At 61.6% G+C, this 20,971-nt stretch carries 22 protein-coding genes; 9 read left to right on the top strand and 13 right to left on the bottom strand.

The annotated features are described in order from the left end of the window. Window positions 1–141: 141 nt before the first annotated feature. The 3 genes from cysN to BLQ55_RS00495 form a co-directional block, all read right to left on the bottom strand. Entirely contained in the window at window positions 142–2,040 is a 1,899-nt protein-coding gene (gene cysN / locus BLQ55_RS00505) for a sulfate adenylyltransferase subunit CysN (RefSeq protein ID WP_092202551.1), read from the bottom strand. Window positions 2,041–2,049: 9 nt separating this feature from the next. Next, window positions 2,050–2,967 (bottom strand): sulfate adenylyltransferase subunit CysD, encoded by a 918-nt coding sequence (cysD, locus tag BLQ55_RS00500; protein ID WP_003178041.1) that lies wholly within the window; start codon window positions 2,965–2,967, stop codon window positions 2,050–2,052. A gap of 253 nt (window positions 2,968–3,220) precedes the next feature. Then, complete coding sequence (locus tag BLQ55_RS00495) at window positions 3,221–3,979, bottom strand: Nif3-like dinuclear metal center hexameric protein (RefSeq protein ID WP_092202549.1); 759 nt, start codon at window positions 3,977–3,979, stop codon at window positions 3,221–3,223. 103 nt (window positions 3,980–4,082) lie between these two features. Here BLQ55_RS00495 and algW point away from each other — a divergent pair, with 103 nt between their 5' ends. The 3 genes from algW to BLQ55_RS00480 all read left to right on the top strand — a co-directional run bounded on the left by algW (window position 4,083) and on the right by BLQ55_RS00480 (window position 8,379). Further along, window positions 4,083–5,243, top strand: a complete 1,161-nt coding sequence (gene algW / locus BLQ55_RS00490; protein ID WP_092251796.1) for a Do family serine endopeptidase AlgW — start codon at window positions 4,083–4,085, stop codon at window positions 5,241–5,243. Window positions 5,244–5,540: 297 nt separating this feature from the next. Then, a complete protein-coding gene (locus BLQ55_RS00485) occupies window positions 5,541–7,646 on the top strand; it encodes a TonB-dependent siderophore receptor (RefSeq protein WP_092251794.1) in 2,106 nt (701 codons plus the stop codon). Between the two features lie 13 nt (window positions 7,647–7,659). Beyond that, window positions 7,660–8,379, top strand: coding sequence for a DUF4198 domain-containing protein (locus tag BLQ55_RS00480; RefSeq protein WP_092251792.1), 720 nt, complete (start codon window positions 7,660–7,662; stop codon window positions 8,377–8,379). Between the two features lie 138 nt (window positions 8,380–8,517). On the opposite strand, the gene BLQ55_RS00475 is transcribed toward BLQ55_RS00480, so the two are convergent. Genes BLQ55_RS00475 through BLQ55_RS00465 form a run of 3 tightly spaced genes read right to left on the bottom strand, consistent with a single transcriptional unit; the run spans window position 8,518 to window position 9,634 of the window. Continuing rightward, window positions 8,518–9,141, bottom strand: a complete 624-nt coding sequence (locus tag BLQ55_RS00475; protein WP_092202541.1) for an SOS response-associated peptidase — start codon at window positions 9,139–9,141, stop codon at window positions 8,518–8,520. A 39-nt stretch (window positions 9,142–9,180) separates the two neighbouring features. Beyond that, window positions 9,181–9,441 (bottom strand): putative signal transducing protein, encoded by a 261-nt coding sequence (locus BLQ55_RS00470; protein WP_092251790.1) that lies wholly within the window; start codon window positions 9,439–9,441, stop codon window positions 9,181–9,183. A gap of 10 nt (window positions 9,442–9,451) precedes the next feature. Then, window positions 9,452–9,634 carry a CPXCG motif-containing cysteine-rich protein gene (locus tag BLQ55_RS00465; protein ID WP_092202537.1) on the bottom strand — a complete coding sequence of 61 codons (183 nt, stop codon included), beginning with the start codon at window positions 9,632–9,634 and terminating at the stop codon, window positions 9,452–9,454. 139 nt (window positions 9,635–9,773) lie between these two features. Between BLQ55_RS00465 and BLQ55_RS00460 the strand changes: the two genes are divergently transcribed. Continuing rightward, window positions 9,774–10,940 carry a 1-acyl-sn-glycerol-3-phosphate acyltransferase gene (locus BLQ55_RS00460; protein WP_092202535.1) on the top strand — a complete coding sequence of 389 codons (1,167 nt, stop codon included), beginning with the start codon at window positions 9,774–9,776 and terminating at the stop codon, window positions 10,938–10,940. Between the two features lie 232 nt (window positions 10,941–11,172). On the opposite strand, the gene BLQ55_RS00455 is transcribed toward BLQ55_RS00460, so the two are convergent. Beyond that, entirely contained in the window at window positions 11,173–11,454 is a 282-nt protein-coding gene (locus BLQ55_RS00455; protein ID WP_060740672.1) for a hypothetical protein, read from the bottom strand. Window positions 11,455–11,810: 356 nt separating this feature from the next. Here BLQ55_RS00455 and BLQ55_RS00450 point away from each other — a divergent pair, with 356 nt between their 5' ends. After that, the gene (locus BLQ55_RS00450; RefSeq protein WP_003185312.1) at window positions 11,811–12,017 is read left to right on the top strand and encodes a hypothetical protein; all 207 of its coding nucleotides are present in this window, start codon (window positions 11,811–11,813) and stop codon (window positions 12,015–12,017) included. 29 nt (window positions 12,018–12,046) lie between these two features. On the opposite strand, the gene BLQ55_RS00445 is transcribed toward BLQ55_RS00450, so the two are convergent. Beyond that, window positions 12,047–12,631, bottom strand: coding sequence for a YajG family lipoprotein (locus BLQ55_RS00445; protein ID WP_003205489.1), 585 nt, complete (start codon window positions 12,629–12,631; stop codon window positions 12,047–12,049). A 205-nt stretch (window positions 12,632–12,836) separates the two neighbouring features. On the opposite strand from BLQ55_RS00445, the gene BLQ55_RS00440 reads away from it, so the two are divergent. After that, window positions 12,837–13,070 carry a hypothetical protein gene (locus BLQ55_RS00440; protein ID WP_092202533.1) on the top strand — a complete coding sequence of 78 codons (234 nt, stop codon included), beginning with the start codon at window positions 12,837–12,839 and terminating at the stop codon, window positions 13,068–13,070. A gap of 737 nt (window positions 13,071–13,807) precedes the next feature. Further along, window positions 13,808–15,313, top strand: a complete 1,506-nt coding sequence (gene mqo, locus BLQ55_RS00435; RefSeq protein ID WP_092251788.1) for a malate dehydrogenase (quinone) — start codon at window positions 13,808–13,810, stop codon at window positions 15,311–15,313. 64 nt (window positions 15,314–15,377) lie between these two features. Here the strand turns inward: mqo and BLQ55_RS00430 are convergent, their stop codons facing one another. From BLQ55_RS00430 to BLQ55_RS00420, 3 genes are all read right to left on the bottom strand, one after another. Next, window positions 15,378–15,839, bottom strand: a complete 462-nt coding sequence (locus tag BLQ55_RS00430) for a hypothetical protein (RefSeq protein WP_092251786.1) — start codon at window positions 15,837–15,839, stop codon at window positions 15,378–15,380. Between the two features lie 190 nt (window positions 15,840–16,029). After that, window positions 16,030–16,317 (bottom strand): PA4642 family protein, encoded by a 288-nt coding sequence (locus BLQ55_RS00425; protein ID WP_060740669.1) that lies wholly within the window; start codon window positions 16,315–16,317, stop codon window positions 16,030–16,032. 62 nt (window positions 16,318–16,379) lie between these two features. Continuing rightward, window positions 16,380–16,865 (bottom strand): hypothetical protein, encoded by a 486-nt coding sequence (locus BLQ55_RS00420; protein WP_092202528.1) that lies wholly within the window; start codon window positions 16,863–16,865, stop codon window positions 16,380–16,382. A gap of 335 nt (window positions 16,866–17,200) precedes the next feature. Here BLQ55_RS00420 and dauA point away from each other — a divergent pair, with 335 nt between their 5' ends. Next, window positions 17,201–18,940 carry a C4-dicarboxylic acid transporter DauA gene (gene dauA / locus BLQ55_RS00415; RefSeq protein WP_092251784.1) on the top strand — a complete coding sequence of 580 codons (1,740 nt, stop codon included), beginning with the start codon at window positions 17,201–17,203 and terminating at the stop codon, window positions 18,938–18,940. 192 nt (window positions 18,941–19,132) lie between these two features. Here the strand turns inward: dauA and BLQ55_RS00410 are convergent, their stop codons facing one another. Both BLQ55_RS00410 and BLQ55_RS00405 read right to left on the bottom strand, forming a co-directional pair. After that, window positions 19,133–19,606, bottom strand: a complete 474-nt coding sequence (locus tag BLQ55_RS00410) for a WbuC family cupin fold metalloprotein (RefSeq protein ID WP_092202524.1) — start codon at window positions 19,604–19,606, stop codon at window positions 19,133–19,135. 3 nt (window positions 19,607–19,609) lie between these two features. Continuing rightward, entirely contained in the window at window positions 19,610–20,167 is a 558-nt protein-coding gene (locus BLQ55_RS00405; RefSeq protein WP_053125250.1) for a hypoxanthine-guanine phosphoribosyltransferase, read from the bottom strand. A gap of 164 nt (window positions 20,168–20,331) precedes the next feature. Between BLQ55_RS00405 and upp the strand changes: the two genes are divergently transcribed. Beyond that, the gene (gene upp, locus BLQ55_RS00400; protein WP_003185330.1) at window positions 20,332–20,970 is read left to right on the top strand and encodes a uracil phosphoribosyltransferase; all 639 of its coding nucleotides are present in this window, start codon (window positions 20,332–20,334) and stop codon (window positions 20,968–20,970) included. The last annotated feature ends 1 nt before the right edge of the window (window position 20,971 follow it).

The following is a 20,971-nucleotide window of genomic DNA, read 5'->3' as shown; positions in this document are numbered from 1 at the left end:
GGAGATGGGGGTGAGCTCCGGTCCTGTGTCCACTGACCACCCCCTGTGGGAGCGAGCTTGCTCGCGATAGCGCCCTTCCAGACAACAAAAAGCCCGCAGACGATCACTCATCCGCGGGCTTTTTACTGACAGCGGCGTTCCTTAGATCGCCCCACGCTTGCGCAGCAGATCCAGCACCTGCTTGACGCTCTCTTCCAGGGTCAGCGCCTGGGTGTCGATGACCAGGTCGGCATCCAGCGGCACGTCATACGGGAAGGACTCACCCGGGATGTTGTCGCCGGCGGCGGCATACAGCCCCTGCGGATCACGCTGGGCACATACCGTTGGCGAGGCCTGGACGTAGACCGTCAGCAGACGCTCACGGCCGATCAGGTCCTTGGCCTGCTCACGCCCTTCGGCACTCGGCGCGACGAACGCGGCGAGGGTCAGCAGGCCGGCTTCGTTGAACTGACGAGCGACATGCGCCGCACGGCGCCAGTTCTCGGTCCGTCCGGCACGATCCTGGGGCAGGCCCTTGTTCAGGTCATGGCGCAGGTTCTGGCCATCGAGGACAAAGACCGCACGACCCGAGTCGAACAACTTGCGCTCGACCGCATAGGCCAGCGTGCTTTTACCCGCGCCCGACAGGCCGCTGAACAAGACCGTGGCCGGTTGCTGGCCGAAGCGCTGGGCGCGTTCTTCCACCGACACATGGGCCAGTTTGCCGTGGTGCGTGCTGCTGCCGTGGGTCAGCGGCTGGGCGACGATCATACCGGCGCCGACCGTGCCGTTGGTCAGGCGATCGATGACGATGAAGGCGCCGGTGGTGCGGTTGCTTTCGTACCCGTCCAGAGCGATCGGCGCATCCAGGGCGATCCTCACCTTGCCGATTTCGTTGAGCTGCAGCGCGCTGGCAGGGCCTTCTTCAAGGGTGTTCACATCCACCTTGTTGACGATACTGGCAATGGAGCCCGGCACGTAGCTGGTGGCGCGCTTGATGTCGTATTTCTTGCCCGGCAGCATCGGCTCTTCGGCCATCCACACCAGCATCGCTTCGAAGCTGTCGGTGACCGGCGGAACGTTGTCGGCATGCACCAACAGGTCGCCACGGGAGATGTCGATCTCGTCTTCCATGGTCAGCGTGACCGCCTGGCCTGGACCGGCATGCTCCAGCTCGCCTTCGAAGGTGACGATGGATTTCACGCGGCTGCTCTTGCCCGACGGCAGCACCACCACTTCGTCGCCCTTGTGCACGATGCCGCTGGCGAGGGTGCCGGCGAAACCGCGGAAGTTCAGGTTCGGACGGTTGACGTATTGCACCGGGAAACGCAGGTCGGTGAAGTTGCGGTCGCCCGCCACTTCCACGGTCTCGAGGATTTCCATCAGCGACTGGCCGGTGTACCACGGCGAACGCTCGGACTTGTTCACCACGTTGTCGCCCTTGAGGGCGGACATCGGCACGAAGTGCATGCTGGTGGGCTTCATCTTCAAGCCTTCGGCGAACTTCAGGTAGTCGGCCTTGATCGACTCGAACACGCCCTGGTCGAAGTCCTTGAGGTCCATCTTGTTGATGGCCACGACGATGTGCTTGATGCCCAGCAACGAGGCGATGAAGCTGTGGCGACGGGTCTGGGTCTGCACGCCGTAGCGGGCATCCACCAGGATGATCGCCAGGTCACAGGTGGAGGCACCGGTGGCCATGTTGCGGGTGTACTGCTCATGGCCGGGGGTATCGGCGATGATGAACTTGCGCTTGGCGGTGGAGAAGTAGCGGTAGGCGACATCGATGGTGATGCCCTGCTCGCGCTCGGCCTGCAGGCCGTCGACCAGCAACGCCAGGTCGATATCGTCCCCGGTGGTGCCGACTTTCTTCGAATCGCGGGTGATGGCTTCCAGGTGATCTTCGTAGATCATCTTGGAGTCGTGCAGCAGGCGCCCGATCAGGGTGCTCTTGCCGTCGTCGACGTTACCGCAGGTCAGGAAGCGCAGCAGCTCTTTACGCTCGTGCTGGCCCAGGTAGGCGAGGATGTCCTCGCTGATCAAATCAGATTGGTGCGACATGACAACCCCTTAGAAATAACCCTGACGTTTCTTATCTTCCATCGAGCCTGCGCCATCGTGGTCGATGACCCGGCCCTGGCGCTCGGAAGTTCGCGTCAGGAGCATTTCCTGAATGATGTCCGTCAGGCTCTCGGCCTCGGACTCCACCGCGCCCGTCAACGGGTAGCAGCCAAGGGTACGGAAACGCACTTTTTTCTTGACGATACGGGCTTTGTCTTCGTCGGACAGGTGCTCGAGGATGCGCTCGTCGTCGATCATGATCAGCGTGCCGTTCTTCTCGATCACCTCGCGCTCGGCGGCGAAGTACAGCGGCACGATCGGGATACCTTCGAGGTAGATGTACTGCCAGATGTCCAGCTCGGTCCAGTTCGACAGCGGGAAGACGCGGATCGACTCGCCTTTGTTGACCTTGCCGTTGTAGACGTTCCACAGTTCCGGACGCTGGTTCTTCGGGTCCCAGCGGTGCTTGCTGTCACGGAACGAGTACACGCGCTCCTTGGCGCGGGATTTCTCTTCATCGCGACGGGCACCGCCGAACGCGGCGTCGAAACCATATTTGTCCAAGGCCTGCTTGAGGCCTTCGGTCTTCATGATGTCGGTGTGCTTGGCACTGCCGTGGGTGAACGGGTTGATGCCCTGCGCCACGCCGTCCGGGTTCACATGGGTGATCAGGTCCAGGCCCAGTTCCTCGACCATGCGGTCGCGGAACTTGTACATTTCCTGGAATTTCCAGCGGGTGTCGACGTGCATCACCGGAAACGGCAGCTTGCCCGGGAAGAACGCCTTGCGTGCCAGGTGCAGCATCACGGCGGAGTCTTTACCGATGGAGTACAGCATCACCGGGTTATCGAACTCGGCGGCCACCTCGCGGATGATGTGGATGCTTTCCGCCTCCAGCTGTTTCAGATGCGTCAGTTTGTCGACCATGGCTACTCACGAAAACTTTCTTATGAACGGCCAGCGGGCCGTGTTCGAGCGGGGAATCCTAGCACAGCGACCTCTTCTAATCAGGGCGCCAACTAGATCGAAACAGCATATGGATATGCCTGGTGGTTCGGGTACTGCAACCGCTTTTTTGTGGGAGCGAGCTTGCTCGCGATAGCAGTGTATCAGTCAGCACCGAGGTTGACTGACCCACCGCCATCGCGAGCAAGCTCGCTCCCACAGGGGTTATAAGCAGTCAGATGGGATTCGGGCAATCGATGAAGATGTGTTCCAGGGCAAACCGTCGCGCCAGGTAGTCACCCAGCGCCTGGACACCGTAGCGTTCGGTCGCATGATGCCCGGCGGCGATGAAGCTGATGCCGTTTTCCCGGGCGCTGTGGAAGGTCTGTTCCGATGCCTCGCCGCTGAGGTACAGGTCGACCCCGGCCAGCACCGCCTGGTCGATATAACCTTGGCCGCCACCGGTGCACCAGCCGACCCGGCGGATCATCTGCCCGCCTTCGATCAGCAAGGGCTCGCGCCCCAGGGCATCCTGGACCTTGCGCGCGAAATCCCGCGCCGTCATCGGTTCGGACAGGGAGCCGACCAGCCCGACAATCTTGGGGTTATCCGGGTCCAGGGGGCCCTCGACGGTGATGTCCAACTGGCGGGCCAGCTGCACGTTATTGCCCACCTCGGGGTGCAGGTCCAGGGGCAAGTGATAGGCCAGCAGGCTGATGTCATGCTTGAGCAACGTCTTGAGGCGACGCTGTTTCATGCCGGTGATGCAAGGATTCTCGCCCTTCCAGAAATAACCGTGATGCACCAGCACCAGGTCGGCCTCGGCCTCGACGGCAGCATCGAGCAGCGCCTGGCTGGCGGTGACACCGCTGACGATGCGCATCACCTGGGGCGCGCCTTCGACCTGCAGGCCGTTGGGGCAATAATCGGCAATCCGGCTGCTGGCCAGGTAACGGTCCGCTTCTTCAACCAGGGTGTTCAGGGCTACGGCCATAAAAGACTCCTAAATATCCCGTTCAGAGGCGCGCGCGGCCTCGTATAATGCGCGACATTATGGGCGGTCTCATACCGCCTGCAACCTTTGTAGGACATGCTTAATGCTCAAGGCGCTGCGTTTTTCCGGCTGGCCGCTGTTGGCCGGCGTGCTTGTCGCTCTACTGATTATCCAGCGCTACCCGGAATGGGTCGGCCTGCCGAGCCTCGACGTCAACCTGCAGCAGGCGCCGCAAACCAAGGCGGTGCAGCAGGGGCCCGTGTCCTATGCCGACGCCGTGACCATCGCCGCGCCGGCCGTGGTGAACCTGTACACCACCAAGGTCATCAACAAGCCCAGCCATCCGCTGTTCGAAGACCCGCAATTCCGTCGTTTCTTCGGCGACAACTCGCCCAAGCAGAAACGCATGGAGTCGAGCCTGGGGTCGGGCGTGATCATGAGCCCGGAAGGCTACATCCTGACCAACAACCACGTCACCAGCGGTGCCGACCAGATCGTGGTGGCCCTCAAGGACGGCCGTGAAACCCTGGCCCGGGTGATCGGCAGCGATCCGGAAACCGACCTCGCGGTGCTGAAGATCGACCTCAAGAACCTGCCGGCCATCACCATCGGCCGCTCCGACAGCATCCGCATCGGTGACGTCGCCCTGGCCATCGGCAACCCGTTCGGCGTCGGCCAGACCGTGACCATGGGCATCATCAGCGCCACCGGGCGCAATCAGTTGGGCCTGAACAACTACGAGGACTTCATCCAGACCGACGCCGCGATCAACCCCGGCAACTCCGGCGGCGCGCTGGTGGATGCCAACGGCAACCTCACCGGGATCAACACGGCGATCTTTTCCAAGTCCGGCGGCAGCCAGGGCATCGGTTTCGCCATTCCGGTAAAGCTGGCGATGGAGGTGATGAAGTCGATCATCGAACACGGCCAGGTGATCCGTGGCTGGCTGGGCATTGAAGTCCAGCCGCTGACCCAGGAACTGGCGGAGTCCTTCGGCTTGTCCGGGCGGCCCGGCATCGTGGTGGCGGGAATTTTCCGCGACGGTCCGGCGCAGAAGGCCGGCCTGCAACTGGGCGATGTGATCCTGAGCATCGATGGCGAACCGGCCGGCGATGGCCGCCGCTCGATGAACCAGGTGGCGCGGATCAAGCCCACCGACAAGGTGACGATCCAGGTCATGCGCAACGGCAAGGAGCTCAAGCTCACCGCTGAAATCGGCCTGCGCCCACCGCCGGCGCCGGTAGTACTCAAGGAAGAGCAGTAGCCGCAGGGCACATCCTGGGGGCCTGAAAAAACTTGTGGCAAGGGGATTTATCCCCGCTGGGTTGCGCAGCAACCCCAAAATCAGACACCGCGGTCCATCTGACGAACCACACAAACTGGTCTACGGCTGCTGCGCAGCCGAACGGGGATAAATCCCCTCGCCACAAAGATGCCTACCTGCACCTCCCATGTGATCCCCCTGGCAAACCTATCCAGATTCCACTTGAAATTACAGATAGCATAAATTCTCATTAGTAGTGTTATATTGTTTCAATATCAAGAATTGGAACAATATAACATGCCACCCATGAAACGGATTTCGGCTGTCAGCCTCGCCCTGGGCCTGTTGGGCGATCCGGCCTACGCCGAAGAAATCCAACCCCTAGAGCTGGACGCCATCACCGTGACGTCCGACTACGAATCCGCCACCGGACCGGTCACGGGTTACCGCGCCACCCGCTCGGCCAGCGCCACCAAAACCGACACCGCCCTGCGCGACATCCCGCAATCGATCAGCGTGATTCCCGCCAGCGTGCTCAAGGACCTGGGCAGCACCAGCGTCGAGCGGGCCTTGGAATATGCCGGCGGCGTGTCGAAGCAGAACAACTTCGGCGGCCTGACGCTCTACGAATACAGTGTGCGCGGCTTCACCACTTCGGAGTTCTACAAGGACGGCTTCAGCGCCAACCGCGGTTATCCAAGCACGCCGGACACTGCGAACATCGAACGCATCGAAGTGCTCAAGGGCCCGGCCGCCAGCCTGTATGGCCGGGGCGATCCCGGCGGTACGGTGAACATTGTCACCAAGAAACCCCAGCCCGAAGCCTTCACCACCTTGCAAACCAGCGCCGGCAGCTGGGATCGCTACCGCACCGCGCTGGACGTCAACACGCCACTGGATACCGAAGGCAACCTGTTATCGCGGGTCAACCTGGCGGTCGAGGACAACCACAGCTTTCGCGATCACGTCGACAGCAAGCGCGTTTTCGTCACGCCTTCCATCAGTTGGCAGTTGAACCCTGACACGCGGTTGCGGGTGGAAAGCGAAATCGTTCGCCACAGCTCGACATTCGACCGAGGCATCGTCGCCCCGAACAATCGCTGGTGCGGCGTTTCCCGTTCGACCTTCTTGGGCGAACCCAACGACGGCGACATCGACAATCACAACAACATGCTCCAGGCCGCCCTCGAACACCAGCTCAACGACACCTGGCAATTGCGCCTGGCCAGCCACTACAAGCAAGGTGAACTCTGGGGCTTCGCCTCCGAAGCGCGCCCGCTGAACGCCGACGGCCATACGGTGAACCGCCGCTATCGCGAGCGCGACAACAATTGGCACGACAGCATCACCCAGCTGGAATTGCGTGGCCTGTTCGACCTCGGCCCGTGGCAGCACGAACTGCTGGTCGGCAGCGAGTACGAGGACTACCGCAAGCACGAGCGCGTGACCACCATCGGTGGCGGCCTCTACCCTATCGACCTCTATCAGCCGATCTACGGCCAGCCGAAACCCAATGGTGCCCGGACCGGCACAAACTTCTTCGAACATGTGCAAAGCCGGGCGCTGAACCTGCAGGACCAGATCATCTTCACCGACAAGCTGCGGGGCATGCTCGGCGTGCGGTATGAGCATTTCGAGCAGCGCATCGACGACCACACCCGCAGTGAAACCAGCCGTCAGCGCCACGACACCCTGACGCACCGGGCCGGCCTGCTGTACCAACTGACGCCCGAAGCCGGGCTGTTCGCCAACGCCTCCACCTCGTTCAAGCCCAACAACGGCCTGGACGCCAGCGGCAAGACTTTCGATCCCGAGGAAGGGGTCGGCTATGAAGTGGGGATCAAGAGCGAACTGTTCGACGATCGCCTGAGCACCACCCTGGCGGCCTTCCATATAGAGAAGGAAAACGTCCTGAGCCCGGTCGCCGGGACCGACTTCAGCCGCGCCATCGGCAAGGCCCGTAGCCAGGGCATCGACCTGCAAGTGACTGGGCAGGTGACCGACGCCGTGCGCGTGATCGGTGCCTATGCCTACATCGATGCCGAAGTGACCCGGGGCGACCGGGACAATCCCGCCGGCAGCCGGATTCTCGGCGTCGCCAAACACAGCGGCAGCGTGCTGGGAGTCTACGAATTCCAGGACGGGCACCTGCGCGGTTCGGACCTCGGCGCGGCGTTCACGTATGTCGGCGATCGCTCGGGCGAAGCCGGCAAGGATTTCGAATTGCCGGCCTACCACACCGTGGACCTGCTGGCCCATTACAAGGCCAGCGACGACGTCACCGTGGGCCTGAACCTGAACAACGTCTTCGACGAAAAGTACTACGAACGCGCCTACAGCAACTACTGGGTCACCCCCGGCGAACCACGCAATTTCACCGTCAGTCTTACCCTCGCTCTGTAAAAGGAAAAACGCCATGAAACACCCCAAGACCTTCGCCCTGCTCGGCCTGCTCCTGGCCACACAGGCCTCGGCCCATGGCCTGTGGACCGAACAGCGTCGCGGCAACATCGAAGTGATCTACGGCCACGGTGCCGAAGACAATGCCTTCAAGGCACAGAAAGTCAGCGGTGCCTGGGCCTATGACCTGGGCGGCAAGATGATTCCGGTCACCGTAGAGCGCCTGCCGGACCACGCCCGCCTGCAACCGCTCAAGCCGCCGGCCGTGCTGGCGGTGGCACTGGACAATGGCATGTGGTCCCAGACGGCGGACAAGAAGTGGATCAACGAAGGCCGCAGCAAAGTGCCCGGGGCGATCGAGTCGACCCAGACGTTCAAGTACAGCCTGGCGATCTATGAGCCGGGGGCGAAACTGCCGGCGCTTGCACCGATCAAGTTCGTGATCCTGCCGGAAGTCGACCCGCTGACCGTAGGCCCGGGCCAGTCATTGCCGGTACGGGTGCTGCTGGATGGCAAACCGGCGGCCGGTGTGAAACTGGTGGGCGACTACCGCAGCGCGCCGAACACCGTCTCGACTGAAACCGACGCGGAAGGCCGGGCCAAGGTGCTGGTGCGCAACGAAGGCCTGAATGTGATCGCGGCGCAGATGGAAATAGCGCTCAAGGACAACAAGGACGTGGCCACCCGCGGCGTGTTCACCTCGCTGACCTTCCTGGGCGAACCGCATCACGAGTAGGTTGATTGACACGACGCCATCGCGAGCAAGCTCGCTCCCACAGTGGGTTACTGGGGTGTTCACAAAAAATGTGTTCACCGCCTAACCCCTGTGGGAGCGAGCTTGCTCGCGATGAGGCCGGCACAATCACCGCAAAGCTCAAGCCGGGGTCAAGCATTCCGGCCCATTGAGCTTCGGATCATTGACCATATTGGCCAATACCCGCTCACGCAGTGGCGCCGGCTCGCTTGCCAACAACCCTTGCAAGGCATGCAGCGGTGTCTGCGGGTCGAGCCACAGGCGCTGGCCTTCGTCATCCAGGATCAACGGCCGGCGCTGGCCCGCCGCCGGCTGGGTGATGACCGCCGTGCTCAGCCACACCTGCTCCTGCACCGGATACGCTTCCCAGATCGCGGCAAAAAACAGTGACGAGCCCTCCCCCGGCGTTAGCCAGTACGGACGCTTGCGCGTGCCGCCGCGCCACTCATAAAAACCGTTGGCCGGCAGCAGGCAGCGGCGCAGGCGCAAGGCCTCGCGAAACATCGGCTGCTCGGCCACGGTTTCGGCCCGGGCGTGGGCCGGGGTGCGGGACAGATCGGTCAGCCACGGCGGCGTCAGGCCCCAGCGCGCCCGGGCCAGCTCGCGCTGGCCCTCGGCGCCGGCCCGCAGTATCAGCACCGAATCGTTGGGCGAAATATTCCACTGGGCCTTCTGATCGGCGGGAAAACCGGGCAGGGCCGCAAAGGTGGGGTTCCAGCGAAACAGGGCATAACGTCCACACATGGGGCAACACGACTCTTGATCGAACGAACGACCGCCAGCCTAACAGACCAGCGTGCCGGGGTAGCTGTCCGGTTCATCGCCGGGCAGCGGCAGCGCGGCATTGTACGCGGCGATCAACTCACGGGCGTATTGCGCCTGCTCGTCCTCCACCGCCAGCCCCAGCAGGCCCTGCATGGGCAACTCTCCCGCGCCGCCCAGCAAATCACGCCCCACCAGATGCGCCGTGATGCCTTCGCTCGCAAGCATCCCTTGCAACAACTCGCCTTCCATCAGGTTTTCCAGCTCGTAGATTAGCTGCATGGGCGCCCCATCATTCGTTTTCGCTGAAGACTTCGAGATGCCATTCCTCGCCATGGACCTGCAGCACAAAGGTGATCGGTCGACAGCACACCTGACAGTCCTCGATGTAGGTCTGGTCGCCGCCAGACAAGTCCACGGTTGTCTCCACATCCTCCCCGCAATAGGGACAATCATAACGAGCCTGCTCCAGCATCGCGGTCTCCCAAGTGACTTGTGCGTATAATCGCCGGTCTATTTGCAGGGCTATTTTCGTCTGGCTTATCTTCCAGGCCGTGCCCCGTCGTTTTTTCGATCGAACCTTTACTTACCCTAGCCGTTTCCAACAAGAGAGCATGATGGGCGAATTCGATGCCATCCGACCTTACGACGACAGCGAAGTCCCAGCGGTGCTGGCACGGCTGCTCGGCGACAAGGCGTTTCTAGATATCCTCACCCACTTCCGCTTCCCACGCCTGGCCGGCGCCTTCGGCTGGATGCTCAAACCCCTTATAGCGCAAAGATTGCGCCGTGAGTTCGCCGGTGTGACGTCGGTCGCCACTTTGCAGGACAAGGTGGAGTTCTACGTCGACCACACCATCGAGCGCGCCACCGATGGCGTGACCTACACCGGCGTGGAGCAATTCAAGTCCGGCAGCGCGTACCTGTTCATCGCCAACCACCGCGATATCGTGATGGACCCGGCCTTCGTCAACTACGCCGTCTACCACGCCGGCCTGCCGACGCCGCGCATCGCCATTGGCGACAACCTGCTGCAAAAGCCTTTTGTCAGCGACCTGATGCGCCTGAACAAGAGCTTCATCGTGCACCGCTCCATCACCGGACGGCGGGAAAAAATGGCGGCGTACCAGTTGCTGTCGGCGTACATCAACCATTCGATCCGCAACGACTGCGCCTCGATCTGGATCGCCCAGGCCGAAGGGCGGGCCAAGGACGGCGACGACCGGACCGAATCGGCGATCCTCAAGATGTTCCACATGAGCCGCAAGGACGAGCCGTTCGGCGAGGTGATCCAGTCGCTGAACCTCACGCCGGTGTCAATCAGCTACGAATATGACCCGTGCGACCAGGCCAAGGCCCGCGAGTTGTACATCCGCGCCACCACCGGCACCTACACCAAGGCACCGGGCGAGGACGACGTGAGCATCGCCAAGGGCATCACCGGCTACAAGGGCCGGGTCCATGTGAACTTCGCCGCGCCCATCACCGAGCTGTTCGAGGACACCAAGCAATTGGCCCTGGAAATGGACCGGCAGATTCTCGGCGGCTACCGCCTGTTCCCGGTGCATTACCTGGCTTACGCCCAATGGGCCGACGCCGACCCGCAGTTGCAGGTGCCGGCAGCGGCCGAGGTGTTTGGTGCCGATGAACTGGCCAAGGCCCAGGAAGAATGGCAGCGCCGGCTGGACGCTTGCCCGCCGGAACACCGGCCGTTCCTGGTGCTGCAATACGCGACGCCGGTGCGTAATCAGTATCGGGTCAAGGCGGGGTTGGCGCTTTAAGCGACAGGTCTGAGGACATGGGTCCCTGTGGCGAGGGAGCTTGCTCCCGCTGGGTTTGGTAGGAGCTGCCGAAGGCTGCGATCTTTTGATCTTTCGCTTGAGACTCAAGTGACAAGGGAAAGATCGCAGCCTCGCTGCACTCGACAGCTCCTACGGGCACAGCCCAGCGGGAGCAAGCTCCCTCGCCACAAAAGCACCTTTGCCTGGTGGCCCTCGCTTGCCCTCTACGCAGTCAGAACTGCGTACTGATCCACGACACCAGCAACGCCAGCGCCAGGCAGCCAAAGCCGAACCGATAGAAGAACCGGTTCATGCGCTGGGTGGCCAGGTCCAGCAGTGCTTCGAAGCGCTCCTCGCCATTGCCATTGCGTGCTTGCAAGCAGGCTCGCGCCCGTTGTTCACGGCGACGCGTCGCGTGCAGCACCCAGCCGCCCGGGCAGGCAAACAGCAACGCGAGCAGGTTGATCAGTTTGGCGGGGTGGGCGGCGAACAACGAAAACAGATGCAGCGACATCACGAACCTCAAGCGAAAAACGGACAGGGCAGACACGCCCATGGCCTACGAACAGGGCGCGGATTCTACCGAAAGCCTGCCGTCCTGCACCGTTTTTTCCGACCAGTAACGACCTTCTCCGGCGCCTACGGATGTTGGCGTAGTGACTTTGTGGCGAGGGGATTTATCCCCGCTGGGCTGCGAAGCAGCCCCGAGCTTTCTGCAGCGCCCAAGAGCTTGCGAGTGCTACGCCCTCGGACGGGGATAAATCCCCTCGCCACAGGAGAAAGGCTTCAATCCATCGTAATTCTTTACGTCACGGTTTCGTCATCTGATTAGGCCACTCTGTCGCCCTTCAAACCCGCACGGAACCCGTCATGCTGCACGCCGAAAACCAGGATCGCCTCTATCTCATCAGTCCAAGCGACGAACAACAGAACCTCGTCGACAGCCTGTCCTTCAATGTGCAGGACCGCCATTGGCTGGTGTACTGCGCCCTCGGCGGCCATCAACATGCCGACCTGCCAGAGACAGACCTGCTGACCGGGATCAGCGTGCTGGAATTCTATTCCCAGGCCGCCTGAAAAAACACAGGGGTTACAGGACTTGATGCTTACTCAGCCAGCACCTGGCCAATGGTCGGGTCCTTGAACAGCCGGGTCAGGGCATCGCTCAATACGTCGCTGACCAGTTTGGTGTTGGTGTCCTGGTTAGGCGCCATGCCGAAGCGCTGGTCCAGGGACGCCCCGTAACGGCCGCTGTAGCGGCGGTTGGCGTTCTGCACGTCGGAGCGGAAGGTCGCGCCGATGGTGGCTTCGGTCACGTACATGCCTTCCTTGGGCGACTGGTACTTGAGTTCGGCCAGGGTCACGGTCAGTTGCGGTGCATTCAAGGCATTGGCGGTCGGCGTGAAGCCCAGCAAACGCACCGCGGCTTCAGCCTGGGCCTGGAGCTTGGGCAGGATCTGCGCCCCCTGCACCGTGATCACGCTGGTTTCCGGGTACAGCCCGCCACGGGTGCCGAGCGTTGGCGACGGACGACCGTCCACGACCCGCACCACCACCGGCTGGCCACGCCCTACAGGCGCCAGTTGGGCATTGAGCTTGGGCTCCGGGTTAAGTTGTTGCGGGCTGTGGGCGCAGCCGACGAGGGTCAGACTGGTCACAGCGATCAAACCGAACAACAGGCGTTGCAACATGCTCTTCTCTCCAGAATCGGGCACAAACAGGCCGGCAGTATAGCGGTGCGCCATCGCCGTGAACTAGCGCCTTGCGATGAATACTGAAATGTCTGACACGGGCCGTGATTGCCGGTTCCTGTCACCCCATTGTCACGGTCCTTACACCGGTATGTCATGGCCCGCTGTCAGGCTTGCTCCAAGCTCCCTGACCCGGTATCCGCTCATGCGCTTCCTCATTTCCCTGTTCACCCCGCGTCCCCAGCACCGCAGCTTCGCCCTGCTCGATCGCAACGGCCGTTGCCAGGCCTTCAAGCAGTGCAGCCTGCAACCCATGGGCGAGGGCTGGGTGGAAATCGACGAAATCCGCCTCAACTGGTTGCACCAGCCATTGCCCGCCAGCGCCCGCGTACAACCGCTTCGTGCCCGCGCACGCAACCGGCAACTGTTGACCATCTGACCGGACGGCTAATAAAAGTCATTAAACACGACCATTTCCCTGCGTTTCTTCGATACAATCTCCCCCCGATTATAAGGACGTCTCCTGATCGGGCCTCGCAACACCGCTGATGCGCTGGTATTGGCACCCCGCACCGCCCACAGAGAGCCGCCCACACAGATCGAGTGAAGCTGGCGCGCTTGCTGTTCTCCAGGCAAATCACCACTTTTCGCGAATCTGCAGAGCTGTCATTACGCTCGGTCACTGAGCTGTCTGCCTGTTTTGCCTGTCATGTACTACATGGGGGCAACCAAACCGGGCACGGTGCCAGGCTGGGACAGCCCTTTTTTGAGGTTCACGTCTTCAAAAGAGCGTGAAAAAACGGGTTTTCACAACTTCACGAGAGTGTGGCGAGCAAATGAAGAGTTTTGCGTCTGAACAAGCACCATTGGCGTCTGAAACAGCCCAACGACACAGGACCGGATATCGCTCAAGAACCGGCGCCTGAAGCCTGTCCGCTACGGATTTGGTTGCACGAACGGATGTCTCGGCCATAAGTCGAATTGCCCGCCCGGCGCTTAAATGAGTTCATGTGACTCTTGAGGCCAGGCTGCATGCATCCGCAGTAGGTGCGAAAAATTGCGAAGATTCGGACATGGCGATCCTGGCCATGGATAACTGGGGCGCAACTGACCTGCCCCGCCACTCCTGGCCGCTATGCCGACAATTTGGTGCTGCAGATTTTGGAGACGCGTTAAATGGCGCATAACGAAGCAGTCGATGTAGTTCTGGTAGGGGCCGGCATCATGAGTGCCACCCTGGCCGTGCTGCTCAAGGAGCTCGACCCCGCGATCTCGCTGGAAGTCGTCGAGCTGATGGACTCCGGTGCCGCGGAGAGTTCCAACCCGTGGAACAACGCCGGTACCGGCCACGCCGGGCTGTGTGAGCTCAACTACACACCCCAGGCGGCCGACGGCACGGTCGACATCAAGAAAGCCGTGCACATCAACACCCAGTTCGAAGTGTCGAAGCAGTTCTGGACGTACCTGACCCGCAAAGGCACGTTCGGCTCCTCCAAGTCCTTCATCGCCCCGGTGCCACACCTGAGTTTCGTACAGGGTGAGAAAGGCGTGGCGTTCCTGAAGAAGCGCTTCGAGCTGATGCGCCAGCATCACGCCTTCGCCGACATGGAATACACCGAAGACAAGGGCCAGATGGCCGAGTGGATGCCGTTGATGATGCCTGGCCGGCCGGCCGATGAAGTCATCGCCGCCACCCGCGTCATGAACGGGACCGACGTCAATTTCGGCGCCCTGACCAATCAGTTGCTCAAGCACCTGACCAGCGCCCCTGACACCCAGGTCAAATACTGCAAGCGCGTCACCGGCCTCAAGCGCAACGGCAACGGCTGGACCGTGAGCATCAAGGACGTCAATTCCGGCAGCACCCGCGAAGTCGACGCCAAGTTCGTGTTCCTCGGTGCCGGCGGCGCGGCCTTGCCGCTGCTGCAAGCCTCGGGCATCGAGGAAAGCAAGGGCTTCGGTGGCTTCCCGGTCAGTGGCCAGTGGCTGCGTTGCGACAACCCGGAAGTGGTCAAGCACCATCAGGCCAAGGTCTACAGCCAGGCCGCCGTGGGCTCGCCGCCAATGTCGGTGCCGCACCTGGACACCCGCGTGGTCGACGGCAAGAAATCCCTGCTGTTCGGGCCATACGCCGGCTTCACCACCAAGTTCCTCAAGCACGGTTCGATCATGGACCTGCCGCTGTCGGTACGCGCCGGCAACATCGGCCCGATGCTGGCCGTGGCCCGGGACAACATGGACCTGACCAAGTACCTGATCAGCGAAGTCATGCAGTCCATGGAGCAGCGCCTGGAATCCCTGCGTCGCTTCTACCCCGAGGCGAAAGCCGAAGACTGGCGCCTGGAAGTGGCCGGCCAGCGGGTGCAGATCATCAAGAAAGACCCGAAGAAAGGTGGCGTCCTGCAGTTCGGCACCGAACTGGTGGCGGCCAAGGACGGCACCCTCGCCGCCCTGCTCGGCGCATCGCCGGGTGCTTCGGTGACCGTATCGATCATGCTGGAACTGATCGAGCGCTGCTTCCCGGACAAGGCCAAGGGCGAGTGGGCTGCCAAGCTCGCAGAGATATTCCCGGCCCGGGAAAAAGTGTTGGAAACCGACGCGGCGCTGTATCGCAAGATCAACGCGCAGAACAACATTGCGTTGGAGTTGGTTGAAGACAGCAAGGCTCAAAGTTACGCCTGACACCTTGCTGCTAATATAAAAAAGCCTCCCGTGCAGACGGGAGGCTTTTTTTATTTCCTCGGTGTTAGTTCATGCTGAATTTGACGCGTGTTCCACCGTGACTCACATAGTCGTCATCATCTTCAACATAAAACAATTCAGCCACACAGAAACTCGCCGGTTCCGCCTTGACCCACCGATGATAAGGCATTGCCTCTTTATCATTGCCCGGTGCCCTTGGGACATGTCCAAAGCTGAAATGACAGGTTCGGCTGCCTTGCCTATAGCTGAAAGCCTCTCGCTCGGCGCGTGACTGGGGCAGGTAGTAGGTTAATTCCTGGCTCTCACCCGGGCTTATCGAAAAGCTGTGGCCCGCGTTGGCCGGATTCTGCGTCCAGGTAAAATCGCTGTCGGGAACGATGACGGCGGCAGTTGCGTTGTAGACTTCGACATTGACAATTTCATCCCGCGCACAGGAAGCTGAACTTGCCAGACACGCCACCAAGGACAACAACACCCCGGCGATACACTTCTTTTGATCTTCCATGATGAATACAACTCCATTTAAACGATGACATCAAAGCCACTTGGCTTCGACGCAAACGTAATGGAAATTCAAATAAAACAAAACAGCCCGAATGGTGACATAACCTTTCGGAGCAACTTGCAGAAGAAGAGATTAGTTGCGCTCGGCTCGAACGAGTCAACGCTCTGAAGAGCGTTGACAGGGGCTCAATTCAGCGGCGCGCCTTGTTGATCAATTCGATATATTCCTCGGCATTGCGCTGGTCCTGGATCAGCGCAACGAAATCGTTGCCGTGCTCATCCTTGCCGTCGAGGTCATGGCCGGCCTCGACGAAGAACGTCAGGAAACGCTCGAAATCGTCGACCCGCAGGCCACGGTAGGCCTTGATCAGTTTGTGCAACGAAGGCGAAGTGGCATCGACCGGCTCGAAATTGAGGAACAGCTTGATCTGCTCATCGCCAATCTCGTCGCCAATCACTTGTTTCTTGTCTTTACGCATTGCCGGCTCCAACTCGCACAATTCACGGGGGCGGGCAGTTTACCCCCGGCAGGCCTCGGGGCTCAACGCGGGCGTTCGATGCCGGTGTGCAGGTCGGCCCAGATATGGCCGTTGGCGTAGGTGAGGAACTGCACGTAGACCGTGTTGTTGCGCAACAGATCGATGACCACCCGGTACTGGGCCTGTGGATAAGACAGCGTCAGGGTCTTGCTCGCCTCGTCGAAGGCCGGTTTCTTCAAGCTTTTGCTTTCGCCATCGAAGTTGAGGATCACCTGGCTGATGGTCGCCCCCTTGTTCAAGGACTTGCCCTTGAGACGGACCAACAAGGGCGAAGTGACCGGGATCGGTTGCTGGTTGGACTGGCGCTGGTTCCCCAGCACCACCGAATACTCGGTCACTTGCAGCAACTGCTGCTGTTCAGGCTGTTCCTGGCGTACCACCAGGTCATCCGGCGGCAGGAACTGGCTGTGCATCGGCGCGGCCACGACCGTCAAAGGCAGGCTGGCGATCAACAGTGAAGTGGCGCAGCGGCGGATCGATACACGCATGACAACCTCCGGAATCTTGGCCGGGCACTCTAGCATGAGCACGGACAGTAAAAATAAGCGATCCGGATCAATACATCCGGACAGCGGGCGCGGCATACTCAAAGAGGCCATCAGCGTCGATCTCACTGGCGCCTGCCTTTGTGGCGAGGGAGCTTGCTCCCGCTGGGTTTGGTAGGAGCTGCCGAAGGCTGCGATCTTTTGATCTTTCGCTTGAGACTCAAGTGACAGGGGAAAGATCGCAGCCTCGTTGCACTCGACAGCTCCTACGGGCGCAGCCCAGCGGGAGCAAGCCCCCTCGCCACGGCCAGTGCCAACCCCCCTTGCGAGGAGTATTCATGGCTTTCTCCGCCCCACCGTTATTCGCCGCCTGGCGCCAGGCCTGGCGCGCCGGCTACACCCTGGAACGCCTGCGCGGCGATCTGGTGGCCGGGCTGACCGTCGGCATTATCGCCATCCCCCTGGCCATGGCCCTGGCGATTGCCGTCGGCGTGCCGCCGCAGAACGGCCTGTACACGGTGTTGGTGGCGGCACCGTTGATCGCCCTCACCGGCGGCTCGCGCTTCAACGTGAGCGGGCCGACAGCGGCGTTCGTGGTGATCCTGCTGCCCATCACCCAACAATACGGCCTGGGCGGCCTGCTGCTGTGCACCATGCTCGCCGGCCTGATCCTGATCGCCCTGGGCCTGTTACGCGCCGGCCGCTTGATCCAGTACATTCCCTATCCGGTCATCCTCGGCTTCACCGCGGGCATCGGCGTGGTCATCGCCACTTTGCAACTGAAGGATCTGCTGGGGCTGACCACCGCAGGCCAAGCCAGACACTACATCGAACAGCTGGGCGAATTGATCGTGGCGCTGCCCGGTGCCCGTCTCGGCGATGGAGTCATCGGGGCCGTGTGCCTGGCGGTGCTGATTGCCTGGCCGCGCTGGGTGCCACGGGTGCCCGGGCATCTGGTGGCGTTGCTGGTGGGCACGTTGCTGGGGCTGGCGATGGAGCGCGGCGGATGGCCGATCGCGACATTGGGCGAACGTTTCAGCTACGTCGTCGATGGCATCGCTCACCCGGGCATCCCGCCCTTTCTACCCAGCTTCGACTGGCCCTGGAACCTGCCGGACAGCCAGGGACATCCCTTGATCCTGTCCTATGACCTGATCCGCCAATTGCTGGCGCCCGCCTTTGCCATCGCCATGCTCGGTGCCATCGAATCACTGTTGTGCGCGGTGGTGGCGGACGGCATGACCGGCAGCAAGCACGATCCCAATGCCGAACTGATGGGCCAGGGCCTGGGCAACCTGGTGGCGCCGCTGTTCGGTGGCATCACCGCCACCGCTGCCATTGCCCGCAGCGCCACCAATGTGCGCAGTGGCGCCTTTTCACCGCTGGCCGCGATCATCCACAGCCTTGTGGTGCTGGTGGCGATTGTGCTGCTGGCGCCGCTGTTCAGTTACTTGCCCATGGCCGCACTGGCCGCGCTACTGGTGATGGTCGCCTGGAACATGAGCGAAGCCGGGCATGTGCTGCACACCCTGCGTATCGCCCCGCGCAGCGACGTGCTGGTGCTGCTGACCTGCCTGGGCCTGACGGTGCTGTTCGACATGGTCCTGGCCGTCGCCGTCGGCCTGCTGCTGGCCGCCGGGCTGTTCATCAAGCGCATGAGCGAATTGACCGACAGCGCCGAGTTGCCGCGCCATTTTCACCAGGCCCTGCTGGACATGCCCGAGCACGTTCGCTGCTACGCCATTCGTGGACCGTTGTTCTTTGGCGCGGCGGAAAAAGCCCTGGATGTGCTGCGCCGGTTCGACCCGGGCGTTCGGGTGGTGGTCGTGGAAATGAGTGCCGTGCCCATGCTGGACATGACCGCGCTGGCTGCGTTTGAAAACATCCTGAAGGATTACCGCAAGCACGGCATCGGCCTGATCCTGGTGGCGACCGCACCCAGGGTGCGCCTGAAACTGCGCCGCGCCGGCATTCATCGCGAACAGCGGCAATTGGCGTATGTGCAGACCCTGGAGCAGGCGCGGGTCAAGAGTGAGCAATGGTTGACCGGCGGCGCGACCCACTCAAGGCTGGCTTGATCCGTGGCCAAAGACTCCCGCTCGACTCTGTAGGAGCTGGCGAAGCCTGCGATCTTTTGATCTTGATCTTTCGCTCTTGATTCAATTGGTATTGGAAAGATCGCAGCCTCGTTGCACTCGACAGCTCCTACAGCTCCTACAGCTTCTACACAGTTCCTACAGGCTGCTACAAGCTCAGCTGGAGCACGGTACTCAGTCGAACTGAGCACGCATCCAGGCCTGGTACTCGGCCACGCCCGCCTCGCCTTCGCGGGGTGCCCAGTGAGCCAGTTCGCCCTCGCCCACGGGCCGGTAGGGACCGGCCTTGCATTCGAACATCAGGCTGTCGGCTTCCAGCACCACCAACCCGTGATACACGCCAGAGGGCAGGTCGACGCCGAGGCAATCGCCACCGGCCTGCAGGATGCGCTTGTCCACCACCGCACCGGCCTCGTCGAAAATCAACACCCCCAGCCGCCCCTTGAGCACCAGCAACGTTTCCGCCTTATCGGCGCTCAGGTGGCGGTGCGGCGGGATGTAGGTGCAAGGCTGCAAGCCAACCGCCATGCGGTGGCACGGCTCATCCATCTCATGGAAGTTATGGTGCTGGCGTCCGCGAGGACTGGCCGCGGCTTTCTCGGCCAATTCATCGAACAATGCGTGTTCCAGGAAACTTGGCCGAGTCATCGATTACATCCCCTTGACGGCGAAAATGCCATTGGCGTTACGCCAGTAACCTTTGTAGTCCATGCCGTAGCCGAAGATGTAGCGGTCGATACACGGCAGGCCGACGAAATCGGCTTTCAAGTCCGGCCGCGCCTTGCGGTCGTGGTCCTTGTCGATCAGCACGGCGGTGTGCACGGCGCGGGCGCCGGCGTGTTTGCAGAAGTCGATGATCGCGCCCAGGGTGTGACCTTCGTCGAGGATGTCGTCGATGATCAGCACGTCGCGGTCGATGAACGAGACTTCCGGCTTGGCTTTCCAGAACAGGTCGCCACCGCTGGTTTCGTTGCGATAACGCGTCGCGTGCAGGTAGGACGCTTCCAGGGGGAAGTTCAGGTAGGTCAGCAGCTTGCCGGAGAAGATCAGCCCGCCGTTCATGACGCAGAACACCACCGGATTGGCATCGGCCAGTTGCTCGTTGATTTGCGCACCGACACGGGCGATGGCCGCTTCGACTTCGGCTTCGGTGTACAGGCAGTCAGCCTCTCGCATGATTTGACGGATATGCTCGAGATCAGCGGACATGGCGCTCTCCAGGGGTGGCAGGGTTCGGAAAAGCCGGCAAAGGTACGCATCCCGCCCGGCCAGATCAAGCGTTTGTGGACTAACGTTCTGTATTGTCTATAGGACAACACCCTCGGATAGATTAATCTAGGCCGGTTTTTTTGCCCGCCGCCGGAGCCTTCCCCATGCCCATCCTCGAGATCCGCCATCCGCTGATCAGACACAAACTCGGCCTGATGCGCCGCGCCGATATCAGCACGAAGAACTTCCGTGAACTGGCCCAGGAAGTCGGTGCCCTGCTCACCTACGAAGCCACCAAGGACCTGCCGCTGGAGTCCTACGAAATCGATGGCTGGGCCGGTACGGTCCAGGTCGAGAAAATCGCCGGCAAGAAAATCACCGTGGTGCCGATCCTGCGCGCCGGCATCGGCATGCTCGAAGGCGTACTGAGCCTGATCCCGGGGGCCAAGGTCAGCGCCGTGGGCGTGGCTCGCAACGAGCAGACCCTGCAAGCCCACACCTACCTGGAAAAACTGGTGCCGGAAATCGACGAGCGCCTGGCGATGATCATCGACCCGATGCTCGCCACCGGCAGCTCCATGGTCGCCACCATCGACCTGTTGAAAAAGGCCGGTTGCCGGGACATCCGCGCCATGGTGCTGGTCGCCGCTCCCGAAGGCATCAAGGCCGTGCAGGACGCCCACCCGGATGTGACCATCTACACCGCGTCCATCGACCAGAAACTCAACGAGCATGGCTACATCATCCCGGGCCTGGGCGATGCCGGCGACAAGATCTTCGGCACCAAGCAGAAGGACGCTTGAG

Source organism: Pseudomonas sp. NFACC13-1 (assembly GCF_900104425.1).
Taxonomy (GTDB): Bacteria; Pseudomonadota; Gammaproteobacteria; order Pseudomonadales; family Pseudomonadaceae; genus Aquipseudomonas; species Aquipseudomonas fluorescens_AA.
This window is presented reverse-complemented; position numbering and strand designations above follow the sequence as displayed.